At 36.8% G+C, this 12725-nt stretch carries 13 protein-coding genes; 10 read left to right on the top strand and 3 right to left on the bottom strand.

Features of this window, described 5'->3' with window-relative positions; genetic code table 11:
• Nucleotides 1-9: 9 nt before the first annotated feature.
• From sucA to BQ6100_RS11180, 5 genes are all read left to right on the top strand, one after another.
• Nucleotides 10-2862: a 2-oxoglutarate dehydrogenase E1 component gene (gene sucA / locus BQ6100_RS11200; RefSeq protein ID WP_075981713.1), complete on the top strand. Its 2853-nt coding sequence runs from the start codon at nucleotides 10-12 to the stop codon at nucleotides 2860-2862.
• Nucleotide 2863: 1 nt separating this feature from the next.
• Complete coding sequence (gene odhB / locus BQ6100_RS11195; protein WP_075981712.1) at nucleotides 2864-4129, top strand: 2-oxoglutarate dehydrogenase complex dihydrolipoyllysine-residue succinyltransferase; 1266 nt, start codon at nucleotides 2864-2866, stop codon at nucleotides 4127-4129.
• 192 nt (nucleotides 4130-4321) lie between these two features.
• Complete coding sequence (locus tag BQ6100_RS11190; protein ID WP_097677915.1) at nucleotides 4322-4576, top strand: FeoA family protein; 255 nt, start codon at nucleotides 4322-4324, stop codon at nucleotides 4574-4576.
• Nucleotides 4563-5267, top strand: coding sequence for a FeoB small GTPase domain-containing protein (locus tag BQ6100_RS11185; RefSeq protein WP_084780341.1), 705 nt, complete (start codon nucleotides 4563-4565; stop codon nucleotides 5265-5267). The genes BQ6100_RS11190 and BQ6100_RS11185 overlap by 14 nt, the downstream gene beginning before the upstream one ends.
• Nucleotides 5255-6613: a nucleoside recognition domain-containing protein gene (locus BQ6100_RS11180; protein ID WP_075981710.1), complete on the top strand. Its 1359-nt coding sequence runs from the start codon at nucleotides 5255-5257 to the stop codon at nucleotides 6611-6613. Before BQ6100_RS11185 ends, BQ6100_RS11180 begins: the two co-directional genes overlap by 13 nt.
• 81 nt (nucleotides 6614-6694) lie before the next feature.
• On the opposite strand, the gene sda is transcribed toward BQ6100_RS11180, so the two are convergent.
• Nucleotides 6695-6835 carry a sporulation histidine kinase inhibitor Sda gene (gene sda / locus BQ6100_RS11175; RefSeq protein ID WP_075981709.1) on the bottom strand — a complete coding sequence of 47 codons (141 nt, stop codon included), beginning with the start codon at nucleotides 6833-6835 and terminating at the stop codon, nucleotides 6695-6697.
• A 197-nt stretch (nucleotides 6836-7032) separates the two neighbouring features.
• Here sda and BQ6100_RS11170 point away from each other — a divergent pair, with 197 nt between their 5' ends.
• From BQ6100_RS11170 to crcB (BQ6100_RS11160), 3 genes are all read left to right on the top strand, one after another.
• A complete protein-coding gene (locus tag BQ6100_RS11170; RefSeq protein WP_075981708.1) occupies nucleotides 7033-7236 on the top strand; it encodes a DUF6501 family protein in 204 nt (67 codons plus the stop codon).
• 81 nt (nucleotides 7237-7317) lie between these two features.
• A complete protein-coding gene (gene crcB / locus BQ6100_RS11165; RefSeq protein ID WP_075981707.1) occupies nucleotides 7318-7707 on the top strand; it encodes a fluoride efflux transporter CrcB in 390 nt (129 codons plus the stop codon).
• On the top strand, nucleotides 7704-8060 hold the full coding sequence (gene crcB, locus BQ6100_RS11160) for a fluoride efflux transporter CrcB (RefSeq protein ID WP_075981706.1): 357 nt from the start codon (nucleotides 7704-7706) through the stop codon (nucleotides 8058-8060). The genes crcB (BQ6100_RS11165) and crcB (BQ6100_RS11160) overlap by 4 nt, the downstream gene beginning before the upstream one ends.
• 91 nt (nucleotides 8061-8151) lie before the next feature.
• Here the strand turns inward: crcB (BQ6100_RS11160) and yidC are convergent, their stop codons facing one another.
• Both yidC and BQ6100_RS11150 read right to left on the bottom strand, forming a co-directional pair.
• The gene (gene yidC / locus BQ6100_RS11155; protein ID WP_075981705.1) at nucleotides 8152-8946 is read right to left on the bottom strand and encodes a membrane protein insertase YidC; all 795 of its coding nucleotides are present in this window, start codon (nucleotides 8944-8946) and stop codon (nucleotides 8152-8154) included.
• A gap of 497 nt (nucleotides 8947-9443) precedes the next feature.
• Entirely contained in the window at nucleotides 9444-10022 is a 579-nt protein-coding gene (locus tag BQ6100_RS11150; RefSeq protein ID WP_075981704.1) for a biotin transporter BioY, read from the bottom strand.
• Nucleotides 10023-10309: 287 nt separating this feature from the next.
• Between BQ6100_RS11150 and BQ6100_RS11145 the strand changes: the two genes are divergently transcribed.
• Both BQ6100_RS11145 and nadE read left to right on the top strand, forming a co-directional pair.
• Nucleotides 10310-11767 (top strand): nicotinate phosphoribosyltransferase, encoded by a 1458-nt coding sequence (locus BQ6100_RS11145; RefSeq protein WP_075981703.1) that lies wholly within the window; start codon nucleotides 10310-10312, stop codon nucleotides 11765-11767.
• Between the two features lie 39 nt (nucleotides 11768-11806).
• The gene (nadE, locus tag BQ6100_RS11140) at nucleotides 11807-12631 is read left to right on the top strand and encodes an ammonia-dependent NAD(+) synthetase (protein ID WP_075981702.1); all 825 of its coding nucleotides are present in this window, start codon (nucleotides 11807-11809) and stop codon (nucleotides 12629-12631) included.
• Nucleotides 12632-12725 lie beyond the last annotated feature (94 nt).

Raw genomic sequence — 12725 nt, 5'->3', positions numbered from 1 at the left:
GTATTTTTCATGGGAAAGCCTAAAACTGGTGAGGTTCCTGGTTGGCAAGGGTTCCTTGGACCAAATCTTGGCTATGTTATTGAGCAATATGAAATGTTTGTTGTTGATCCTGCTTCTGTTGATCCAGAAATGCGGAAGTATTTTGATGAATGGGGACCGCCACATATTCCTGCTCCTCCAGTAGATTCCGCATCACCCATTGAAGAGAAGTCACAGCCTTCACTTCAAACGATGAATAAATTCTTGAATGCTGTTCATCTTTCTGACCGAATTCGGTCATTTGGACATTTAGCGGCAAATATTTATCCACTGAATGACCATGAAAGAAATGATGAATTAATTGATATGGCTTCATATGACCTAAATAAAGAGGATTTGGAAAAGATTCCTGCAAGTTTTATTTGTATGGACGCACCCTCTTATATTCAAAACGGTTACGAAGCTATACAGTATCTAAAAAGTGTATACACAGGCACAATTGCATTTGAGTTTCATCATGTTCATGATGTTCGGGAAAAATTATGGTTAAGGCAAAAGGTTGAAAGTGGCAGCTTACTTCCAAGGCTTTCGAACGAAGAAAGATTAAGGGTGTATAAACGATTAACTGAAGTTGATTCTTTTGAAAGGTTTCTTCATAAAACATATGTTGGTCAAAAGCGTTTTTCCATTGAAGGATTGGATACACTTGTACCAATTTTAGACGAAATCATATCTGAATCTGTTCAAGAGGGTACTAAAGCCATAAATATTGGAATGGCTCATAGAGGTAGATTAAATGTATTAGCTCATGTACTCGGAAAGCCTTATGAAATGATTTTTGCTGAATTCCAACATGCACCAAATAAGGAGCTTGTTCCTTCTGAAGGTTCTATTGGGATAAACTTTGGTTGGACTGGAGATGTCAAGTATCATTTAGGAATCGATCGCCATATTAAAAAGGAAAATACAACAAAGGCTCGTCTAACACTTGCAAATAATCCAAGCCACTTAGAATTCGCCGGTGCTGTCGTAGAAGGATTTACTAGAGCAGCACAGGATAGTCGAACGGAAAAGGGATATGCAAAAGAGGATGTAAATTCGGCATTAGCTATATTAATTCATGGTGACGCAGCATTTCCAGGACAAGGGATTGTTGCTGAAACATTAAATTTAGGCCAATTAAAAGGCTATCGTACTGGTGGAACCATTCATATTATCGCAAACAATAAGATTGGTTTTACAACTGAATATCGTGACTCAAGGTCAACACGTTATTCCAGTGATTTAGCTAAAGGTTATGAAATTCCAATCATCCATGTTAATGCAGATGACCCAGAGGCATGTCTTTTAGTCGGGCAGCTGGCCTGGGAGTACCGCGCGCAGTTTCACAAAGATATTTTAATAGATTTAGTGGGATACCGGCGATACGGACATAATGAAATGGATGAGCCAATGAATACCAATCCGGTTATGTATAATTTGATCCATCAACATCCTAGAGTTAAAGAGTTATATGAAATAAAGCTAAAGAAGCTAGGAGTGCTTTCAGAGGATAAGTCAAAGGAAATTGATGAATCCATTCAATCCAAGCTAAAGGAGGCTTATGATAAAGTACCTGAAAAAAGAATGGAGCTAACGGAAATGAATCCACCGGTAACGGTTGAAAAGGGGATTCCAAAAGTAAATACTGCGGTGGATTTCAATCAATTAGTAAAGTTTAATCAGGAATTATTAAATTGGCCGAAAAACTTCCAGGTTTATAGTAAGCTAGAAAAAATATTAAATCGACGAAGAGATGCCTTAGAAGCGAATGGAAAGATAGATTGGGGACTAGCAGAATCGTTAGCATTTGCGTCTATTATTTCTGAAGGTACACCAGTTCGACTCACTGGTCAGGATTCTGAACGTGGAACCTTTGCACAAAGAAATCTAGTACTACATGATTATATGACAGGTAAAAAGTTCTCACCTTTACACACTCTATCCACTGCAAAGGCATCGTTTGCGATTTATAATAGCCCATTATCAGAAGGCTCTGTTTTAGGATTTGAATATGGTTATAATGTGTTTGCTCCTGAAACCTTAGTTCTTTGGGAGGCGCAATATGGAGATTTCGCGAATGCGGCACAGGTCATGTTTGACCAATTCATTTCTGCCGGTCGTGCAAAGTGGGGACAAAAGTCAGGCCTTGTTATGCTTCTACCACATGGTTATGAGGGTCAAGGTCCAGAGCATTCCAGTGGAAGAATGGAACGTTTCTTGACGTTAGCCGCTGAAAATAACTGGACTGTGGCAAATTTAACGTCCGCGGCTCAATATTTCCATATATTAAGAAGACAAGCAGCAATATTAGGTCGTGAAGAGGTTCGTCCATTAGTCTTAATGTCGCCAAAAAGCTTATTACGAAATCCACTTGTCTCATCAAGCCCAGAAGATCTTTCTGAAGGGAAATTCCGGACAATTTTAGAACAAAAAGGTTTAGGAAATCATCCTGAGAAGGTGGAAAGAATCGTATTTGGTTCTGGAAAAATCATGATTGAGCTCGAGGAAAAAATGAATAAGGATAAAGAGACACTGGATTGGATTCATATTTTACGTGTGGAGCAAATTTATCCCTTCCCATTTGAAGTCATTCAAAAAATTGTTTCTCTCTATCCAAATGTAAAAGAATTTGTATGGATTCAAGAGGAACCTAAGAACATGGGGGCTTGGAATTTTGTTGAACCTCGTCTAAAGCATATTGCAGGGGAAGAAATTGAAGTGAATTACATTGGTAGACGACGTCGCTCCAGCCCTGCAGAAGGTGATCCAAATATCCATAAAAAAGAACAAGCAAGAATAATAGAGAAAGTATTTACCCGAAAGGAAGAGGGAGGAAATTAAGATGGCGGAAATCGTCGTTCCAGAATTAGCTGAATCAATCAGTGAAGGGACCATTGCAAAATGGTTAAAAAAACCTGGGGATGTTATTGCTAAGGGAGATTACATTGTTGAATTAGAAACTGATAAGGTAAACGTTGAAATTATTTCAGAATACAGTGGAGTTTTACAAGAAGTAAAATTTCAAGAAGGAGATACAGTAAAGGTAGGAGAAGCAATCGCCATCGTTGGTGAAGGGAAGGAGGAATCACCAGCAAGTATAGCTCCTTCACAAACGGAACAAGTCAATCAGGCAATAGTGGAGGAAACAGTACATGTTCAAAATGAGCAACCTGAATCTGAAGAGGATAACCTAACAAAGATTGATCGCCCAATCGCCTCACCAGCAGCACGTAAATTAGCTCGGGAAAAAGGCATTAATCTTACAAATGTGCCGACCATTGATCCATTTGGCCGAATTCGCGCACAGGATGTCGCTGCCTATCAAGCAGTAAAGACTAAGGCTACAGAGGCTCCTAAGGAGAAAAGGAATGTAGAAAAAACAATAGATAAATCAAATGAAAGCAGTAAGCCTGTTGAAAGAATTCGATTAACTCGGCGACGCCAAACAATCGCAAATCGATTATTGGAAGTCAAGCAAACAACTGCCATGTTAACGACCTTTAATGAGGTTGACATGACCAATGTTATGAATTTGCGTAAGCGACGTAAGGATAAGTTCTTAGAGGAAAATGATGTAAAACTTGGCTTTATGTCTTTTTTCACTAAGGCCGTTGTTGCGGCACTTAAGAAATCGCCATTATTGAACGCAGAAATTCAAGGGAATGAAATCCTTTTGAAAAAGTATTATGACATAGGAATTGCCGTTTCTACCGATGAAGGATTGGTCGTTCCCGTCGTAAGGGATGCTGACAGAAAAAATTTCGCAGAGATTGAGCGAGATATTATGGAGTTTGCTAATAAGGCTCGAGCAAATAAGCTTTCTTTAAGTGATCTTCAAGGAGGGACATTTACTATTACAAATGGCGGTGTATTCGGATCCTTACTATCAACCCCAATATTAAATGGTCCACAGGTTGGAATACTGGGTATGCATAAAATTCAGCTGCGACCTGTTGCAATCGATGGTGAAAGAATGGAAAATCGTCCAATGATGTATTTAGCCCTTTCTTATGATCATCGAATTATTGATGGAAAAGAAGCGGTAACCTTCCTCGTTAGAATTAAAGAGTTAATTGAGGATCCTGAGTCATTATTATTTGAAGCATAATTCTAAAGGTTCGTTACAGAGTGGTTTCATGCCACTCTGTTTTTTTGAGCAAAAAAATATAGCTATATTCAATAAAAATGTCTATATACAATAAAGTTGGTTATAGGAAACATTTTAGATAAACAGAATATACATAAAGAAAATAATCGATGTCAAATGAAGGGAATAAAGGAAAAAAGGGGGAATGATGTGTTGCAATCATCAAAAACGGTTGACCTCTCTGAAGTAAAGGTAGGGGATGAGATAATAATTAAACGTCTTCAATTAACGGGTTTTATGAGAAGAAGATTAATGGACCTTGGATTTTTGACAGGGGTAAAGGTAAAGGTTTTACAAAAAAGCCCACTAGGTGATCCAGTTGCATTTTATGTAAATCATACAATAATAGCTCTTAGAAAAGAAGAAAGTAGCCAAATCATAGGGGAGGTCATTCATGATGGCAAATAGCTCTTTTCGAATAGCCTTAGCCGGTAACCCAAATACAGGAAAAAGTACTTTATTTAATCTACTTACAGGTTTACGTCAGCATACAGGAAATTGGGCTGGAAAAACGGTTGATTTACTCGAGGGAGATTTTTCATATAAACATAAAGAATATAAAATAATTGATTTACCAGGAACCTATTCATTACTAACAGAATCTCCTGATGAAGAGGTGGCTAGGGAGTATATCCTATTTGAAAGACCGAATATTACGATGGTTGTATTGGACGCCACCTCATTGCAAAGAAATTTAAACTTAGCATTGCAGGTACTTGAAATGACGGAAAATGTAATTATTTGTATTAATTTAATAGATGAAGCGGAAAAGAAGAACATCTATATTGATGAAGGAAAAATCATGAGAAGATTAGGAGTCCCTGTTATAAAAATTTCAGCACATACAAAAATGGGAATCCCTAAATTACTAGATACACTTGATCAAATGATTGAAGGAAAAATTAAAGCAGTCCCTCTTAAAATTCAATATAGTGATGAATTAGAAGCCAAAATTACAGAACTTACTCCTAAATTAGAGCAAATAATAGGAGGGAGGTATCCCTTAAGGTGGATTGCATTGCGAATTATCGAGGGTGATACAACCTTCCTCCGGTCACTTGAAAATAGATTGGAGGAGGATGCTACATGCAAATCTTAGACCATTTTCGAGACCATGTGGATGAGAATTATAAGGATGAAATAGTGCAGCAAATATATTTAACTAGTAAAAATATATGTGACACAGCAGTAAAAATGGGAAATACTCAAATAAATGGCCGTACTCAAAGGCTTGATGCTCTTTTTACATCAAGATGGTTAGGTTTCCCAATCATGCTGCTTATCCTTGGTGTCATATTCTACATTACAATAGCTGGTGCGAATGTTCCTTCAGGGATGCTAGCAGATGCCTTTAATTCTGTAGAAACAATATTATCCCAATGGTTAGCATTTCTTCATGCCCCTGAATGGGTGAACGGGGTTTTTATCTTAGGATTGTTTCGGGGGACAGCATGGGTGATTAGTGTGATGCTCCCTCCTATGGCCATCTTCTTTCCTATATTTGGACTCCTTGAGAATTATGGATATTTACCGAGGGTAGCCTTTAATTTAGACCGGATTTTTAAAAAGGTTGGAGCCCACGGCAAGCAATCTTTAACGATGGCCATGGGATTCGGATGTAACGCAGCAGCAATAATATCAACAAGAATTATTGAATCACCACGTGAGAGGATGCTTGCAATATTAACAAATAACTTTGTCCCTTGTAATGGTAGATGGCCCACTCTTATCTTAATAGCCACTTTATTTATGGCATCAGGTTTTTCCGTAGGAACTCAGCCCTTGATAACAACACTGACCCTAGTTGGGATGGTATTGATAGGAATAGCCGTCACTTTACAGGTTAGCTTTCTCCTGTCTAAGACGTTGTTAAAAGGGATCCCAACTCATTACACACTGGAATTGCCACCATATCGTCGTCCAAAGTTTTGGGATACAATTTTTCATACTTCCATCGATCGTTCCCTCTCCTTATTAAAAAGAGCCATTATCGTTGCAGCACCAGCTAGTATATTAACTTGGGTATTAGCGAATATTCAAATGGGGGATCTGAGTATACTTATGCATCTAGTAAACTTCTTTGATCCATTGGCAAAAACATTAGGCTTAGACGGTTTTATCCTGTTAGCATTTATTTTGGGTCTGCCTGCAAACGAAATCGTGATTCCGATTCTTTTGATGGGGTATTTATCAACTGGGGCATTAACAGAAATTGAAGATTTGACTCAAATAAAAAGCATCTTTATTGAACATGGATGGACTTGGTTAACCGCCTTAAACACTATGCTTTTTTCCTTGCTGCATTATCCTTGTGGCACAACCTTATTCAATATTTACAAAGAAACCAAAAGTATCAAGTGGATGTTTTTGGCTTTTATCATACCTACTGTCATTGCAGTTGGTGTTACATTTACCGTGACGCAAATTGCCCATTTTATTCAGTAGTACCAATATTAATGATAAAATCATAAACATTAGAAAACCACCAAAGCACTGAGGAATTGGTGGTTTTTAGCATTCATTTATTTAATTTTCATTAATGATGACTGGTTTCAGTCCTCGCTTTTGAATTTCTTCCTTTAATAACTTTGCCCATTCCTGATCCTTACCTGACTTTAATGCATCACGATACGAGAAAACCAATTGTTCATTACTCAGAATCTTCATCAGCATACCTCCTGGTAAAGGGTGAAATTATTAAACTTTAATTAATTGTAATGGTTTTTTCCAATTTTGAAAACCCATTTTTCCAATTTTTCAAAAAATATTAAATAATAGTGTTTTTCTAATCTAGAAAAGCTGTTAGACAACTACTCGGTTATTCATTATACTTAGAAATAGAAATTCTTGAAGGAGTGTCATATATGATTCATTTAAATTGGAATAAAACAGAGACGAAAAAGAGGGTAAAATGCGTTCACACGAATGCTGAAAAATACATTGTTAATCATGCATTAACTCCAGGTCAAATTTATGAAGTGAAAAACGAAACTGAAGAGTTTTATTTTATTGTTGATAACAGTGGAAAAGTTGGAGGATTTTACAAGGACTATTTTGAGGAAGTCTAGAGCATTTTGCTAACCGACTTAGAGGTCTCGCTTTTAGAGGCCTCTTTTCTCATGGAAGTATAAAGAAAGGAGAGACCAAGGTTGATATATTTGCTGGTTGGATTAGGGGGAGTGGTTGGAAGTTTGCTCCGTTATTTTGTATCTAGCTTATCCATCCACTTTCTAGGAACTGGATTTCCTTTCGGTACCGTTTTTGTCAATTTGACTGGTGCCTTTGTCTTAGGTTGGATTACTGGACATCTTACAAATCACACAAACATTCATCCATATTTTATTACTGCAATAGGAACCGGAGTAGTTGGTTCTTATACTACCTTTTCGACTTTAAGTGTCGAGACCATTACATTTATTGAGGAAGGATTATTACTGAGAGCATTCATCTATATTATCATTAGTCTAATTGGTGGAATAGCATTTGCCTCATGGGGGTTTCATTTTAGAAAAGGAAAAATACAGGGTGAAAACGGATGATTCATATTTTACTCATTGGCATTGGAGGATTTTTTGGTGCGATTTGTCGATTTGTTATTAGTAATTATGGAAAGAAACTAAAGCGGCAAATTCCTGTTGGAACCCTTATCGTTAATTTAGTAGGTTCTTTTTTATTGGGCTTCATCCTAGGTTTAAATGTGGGTAAACCACTATACGGATTATTTGGAACAGGTTTTATGGGGGCATTTACGACTTTCTCCACCTTTAAGGTAGATGCAATCATGCTTTTGAATCAAAAACAAAAGAGGGAATTTCTTTTTTATATCATCATTACATATACAGTAGGTATTTTGTTAGCGTTTTTCGGCTATAGTTTAGGGAAAATTCTATAATGATTTACTGGACTCCTTGGAGTTTTTAGCAAAAGCTGTTATGCAAATAGAAAAGGCAGATTCTTGAATTTAGAATCTGCCTTTAAAAATATTATGCTTTATTTGGTTTTGTTTCTTTATTAGGCTCAGAATAATACATCTTTTTCGAAATGTATGTTTGAATAATTAAGAACGTACCACCAATTGTCCAATATAACGGAAGTGCAGCAGGTGCATTAAGTGAAAACATAACAATCATAATTGGTGAAAGTAATCCCATAAATTTCATCTGAGTTTGTTGCTCTGCTGTCATGGTTGAAGAGGATACTTTAAACTGAAGGTAGTAAATGATACCGGCAGCTGCTGTAATCCAAATGTCTGGTTGTCCAAGGCTAAACCAAAGGAAAGTATGGTTCGCTATCTCGCTAGAACCTCTTATTGCATAATAGAATCCCATCAAGATAGGCATTTGAATCAACATAGGTAAGCAACCAATGGAAAGGGGATTTACATTATGCTTTTTATATAAACCCATCATTTCCTGTTGAAGTTTTTGCTGTTCCTTTTGATCCTTTGTATTTTTCAATTTCATTTGAATTTCATTCATTTCTGGTTTAAGAAGTTCCATTTTTTCTTTCATATGCTGTTGGTTTTTATACTGTTTAAGCATCAATGGCATTAAGGCAAAACGGATTAATAAAGTCATTAAAATGATAGCTAATCCGTAGCTTCCATTGAAAATCTCAGCAATCCCTTGTAATAAATAGCTGAACGGTTCCACAAATACATTGTGGAAAAAGCCATCGTTATTCCCCGTTTGTGTGGTTGCCTGTGTTGTACAAGCAGATAGAAAAATTACTGTAATCGAAAGTAATAAACCCAATAGTAAACTTTTATTTCTTTTCATGTTTCCTTTTTTCCTCCTAAAATGTTAAATGTATTTCTATGGTTGATAGAGGAAATATGGACCTTCTGGATCATCCGTTGAGCAGTATTTCTTTCTAACATATCTGATGATAAAGTGTAAGATCGGGTTGAAACTAATGAGCCCTTTATCACAGAATGTTGAATTGTTAAGGTTTAAGGTCAACTCAGTAGATGTATAAATGGAGTCAATATATGAACCACTAATTTTCCATCTCCAAATATATCTCAGTGTCAGACCAAAAACAATCCCTACATACAAAGTGTATATAGTTGAAAAATCATTAAACTCCATAATACCTGTAATCAAACTTTTCACCTCTAATTAAGGGCATGTAGAATATTATATATAATAATATGTAAGGAATCAATTTAATAGTTAATAATACGTATAGAAATCACTAAAGGATTCACATTTTCGAAAAAAAATAGGGCTATCACCTAAGGAATTAGAAATCAATCTTAGGCGATAACCCGATATTATGCAGATTGTTTCATGTTTGAACTGGTAGAAAATAGTAGTCTTGCGGATAATAGCCTTTTACGAATAATAATTCCAAGCCATGCAGCCAATGCAGCTTTAATGATTCCAACAACAACAAATGGAGTGAACCCACCTGTTATGGCTGCAGTCCACGTAAGCTCTGCAGAAATCTTTAACCAAATAGTACCGAAAATCAAAGTTACAATCATACCGATTAGGTTTGCGATAAATGCATGAAAAAGTGTAAACCTTGTCTTTTCTAGATAATATCCAATCAAGAAGGTTGCAGGAATGAAACCGACAAGATAACCGCCAGTGGGTCCGAATATTTTGGATATCCCGGCTGAAAACTCAGCAAAAACTGGGACGCCAATTGCCCCAATAATTAAATAGAGGATAGCAGATAAAGTACCATAACGTGAGCCAAGAATGGTTGCAGCTAATCCTATTGCCAAGGTTTGACCCGTAATTGGAACTAGGGGTAGCGGGATCGTAATTTGCGCTAATACACCTATAATAGCCGCAAAAAGGGCGGTCAAAATCATCGAACGCAGCTTTTGTTTCTCTTTTGTCATATGTATTCCTCCCAACAATATGTAAACCATTCTGGTTATTAAGTTTACATTAGATACTATAAAGTTTACAGAAAAATTTGTCAATAGCATAAAAATAAAAAAACAGTGATTTCCCTAAGTTTTTTCATTATCATTCAATCTCTCATTTTGTTATGATAAAATTTATAACAAGTTTATGAGAGAAAACTCTACGGATAGAGTGTTATCATAGGTATTGATAGAGTACATGATATCCACTTAACTGCAAACAATGTATATAAGGTGGAATATTTCAGGAGGTATAATAAATGAAAACTCGTTATGAAGATGATAGTCTTACATTACATACAGATTTGTACCAAATTAATATGGTAGAAGCCTATTGGAAGGATGGAATTCATAATCGAAAGGCCGTTTTTGATGTGTATTTTCGCAGGCTTCCATTCGGAAATGGATATGCGATTTTCGCTGGGCTAGAAAGAGTCATTCAGTACTTAGATGATTTTCATTTTAGTGAAACTGACCTTGACTATTTACATAAAGAGGTTGGGTATGGGCAAGAGTTCATCGATTATTTAAGAACGATCCGCTTTACAGGGAATATTCGTTCAATGGTTGAAGGAGAGCTTGCTTTTGGAAATGAGCCTTTATTAAGAGTAGAGGCACCACTGGCAGAGGCACAAATCATCGAAACAGCTATATTAAATATCGTTAATTATCAAACATTAATTGCAACAAAAGCTTCTAGAATCAAGCAAGTGGTCGGAAATGAGGTGGCAATGGAATTCGGTTCAAGACGTGCTCACGAGTTGGATGCGGCCATTTGGGGAACGAGAGCAGCGTATATTGGGGGATTTCAATCGACTTCTAACGTAAGAGCAGGGAAACTATTTGGGATACCTGTATCAGGCACACATGCCCATTCTCTTGTACAGGCTTATAAAGATGAATACATCGCATTTAACAAATATGCAGAAACCCATAAGGATTGTGTATTTTTGGTTGATACCTATGATACATTGAAGTCAGGGGTACCAACGGCTATTAAGGTTGCAAAGGAGTTTGGGGACAGAATCAATTTTATAGGGATACGTTTAGACAGTGGAGACTTAGCCTATCTTTCGAAAAAGGCCCGGAAAATGTTAGATGAGGCAGGCTTTCCAAATGCAAAGATTGTTGCTTCTAATGATTTAGATGAATATACAATTATGAATTTAAAAGCCCAAGGTGCAAAAATTGATATGTGGGGGATAGGGACGAAGCTAATCACTGCTTTTGATCAGGCAGCTTTAGGGGGAGTCTATAAGCTTGTATCGATTGAAGACGAAAAGGGACAAATGACTGATACGATTAAAATAAGTGGAAATCCCGAAAAACTAACCACTCCAGGTATGAAGAAGGTTTATAGAATAATCAACAAAAATAATAATAAATCTGAAGGGGACTATATAACCTTAGATGATGAAAATCCTCAAGAAGAGGATCGATTAAAGATGTTTCATCCTGTACATACATATATCAGCAAGTTTGTAACAGACTTTGAAGCAAGGGAGCTACATCAAGATATTTTCAAAGAGGGAAGATTAGTCTATCAGCTTCCAAATCTTCAAACCATACAAGAATATGCCACAAAAAATCTTGAACTATTATGGGATGAATACAAGCGGTCATTAAATCCTGAAAAATACCCAGTGGATTTAAGTCAAAAGTGTTGGGAAAACAAGATGAAAAATATAGAAAAGGTGAAACAAAGTTTTCATTTCTAATTAAATATGAAATAGTAATAAGAAATGGAGGAAAGACGGTTGACTATTCAAAAACATATAATTAATGCCCTGAACGTAAAATCTGTTATTGATCCAAAGGAAGAAATTCGCTCTAGAGTAAATTTTTTAAAAGAATATGTAAAAATGACTCATTCTCGAGGCTTGGTATTAGGGATAAGCGGAGGGCAGGACTCCACTCTTGCAGGTCGGCTTTGCCAGCTAGCTGTAGAAGAACTAAGAGAAGAAGGCTATGTTGCTAAATTCATAGCTGTAAGACTCCCTTATGGAGTACAGCATGACGAGGACGATGCTCAAATGTCTTTGAATTTCATCCAGGCGGATGAGGAATATATTTTTAATATTAAAGATTCAGTGGATAAGGTTCAAGAGGAGTATAATTCGATTACAAAAGGGGAGCTCCTTAGGGATTACCATAAAGGAAATGTGAAAGCCAGGATGAGAATGATTGCTCAGTATGCCATTGGTGGACAGGAAGGCTTACTTGTTGTAGGTACAGATCATGCAGCCGAAGCTGTTACCGGGTTTTATACAAAATACGGCGATGGCGGTTCTGATCTTCTCCCATTATCCGGTTTAACAAAGCGGCAGGGGAAGGCGCTACTACGTGAGCTTGGAGCAGACGAGCAGTTGTACTTAAAGGTACCTACAGCAGATTTATTAGACCAAAAACCAGGTCAAGCGGATGAAACTGAGCTCGGGATTACTTATAATCAGCTGGATGATTATTTAGAGGGAAAAGATGTTCCTTTTGAGGTTGCCGAAGTAATTGAAAAACGCTATAAATTAACAGAACACAAAAGACAGCTTCCAGCTACGATGTTTGATAGTTGGTGGAGGGAATAATTGAGAGTATAGAAAGGGCCAATCTTAGTGATTGGTCTTTTTTATGGCTGATGTGGGAGGGGAGATGAAAGTGAATTGGTATGGTAGTGACCAT

This window comes from Bacillus massilinigeriensis (assembly GCF_900117315.1).
GTDB classification, from domain to species: Bacteria; Bacillota; Bacilli; order Bacillales; family Cytobacillaceae; genus Bacillus_BE; species Bacillus_BE massilionigeriensis.
Note: the sequence above shows the minus strand (reverse complement) of the source record. Positions and strands in the feature narration are given on the sequence as shown.

Bases quoted from the DNA above. Each gene is read 5' to 3' on its own strand.
- crcB (WP_075981706.1), top strand. From the start codon at position 7,704: ATGATTCATATTTTACTCATTGGCATTGGAGGATTTTTTGGTGCGATT.
- yidC (WP_075981705.1), bottom strand. From the start codon at position 8,946: ATGAAAAGAAATAAAAGTTTACTATTGGGTTTATTACTTTCGATTACA.
- sucA (WP_075981713.1), top strand. From the start codon at position 10: ATGGGAAAGCCTAAAACTGGTGAGGTTCCTGGTTGGCAAGGGTTCCTT.
- odhB (WP_075981712.1), top strand. From the start codon at position 2,864: ATGGCGGAAATCGTCGTTCCAGAATTAGCTGAATCAATCAGTGAAGGG.
- BQ6100_RS11170 (WP_075981708.1), top strand. From the start codon at position 7,033: ATGATTCATTTAAATTGGAATAAAACAGAGACGAAAAAGAGGGTAAAA.
- BQ6100_RS11180 (WP_075981710.1), top strand. From the start codon at position 5,255: ATGCAAATCTTAGACCATTTTCGAGACCATGTGGATGAGAATTATAAG.
- BQ6100_RS11150 (WP_075981704.1), bottom strand. From the start codon at position 10,022: ATGACAAAAGAGAAACAAAAGCTGCGTTCGATGATTTTGACCGCCCTT.
- BQ6100_RS11185 (WP_084780341.1), top strand. From the start codon at position 4,563: ATGATGGCAAATAGCTCTTTTCGAATAGCCTTAGCCGGTAACCCAAAT.
- sda (WP_075981709.1), bottom strand. From the start codon at position 6,835: ATGAAGATTCTGAGTAATGAACAATTGGTTTTCTCGTATCGTGATGCA.
- BQ6100_RS11145 (WP_075981703.1), top strand. From the start codon at position 10,310: ATGAAAACTCGTTATGAAGATGATAGTCTTACATTACATACAGATTTG.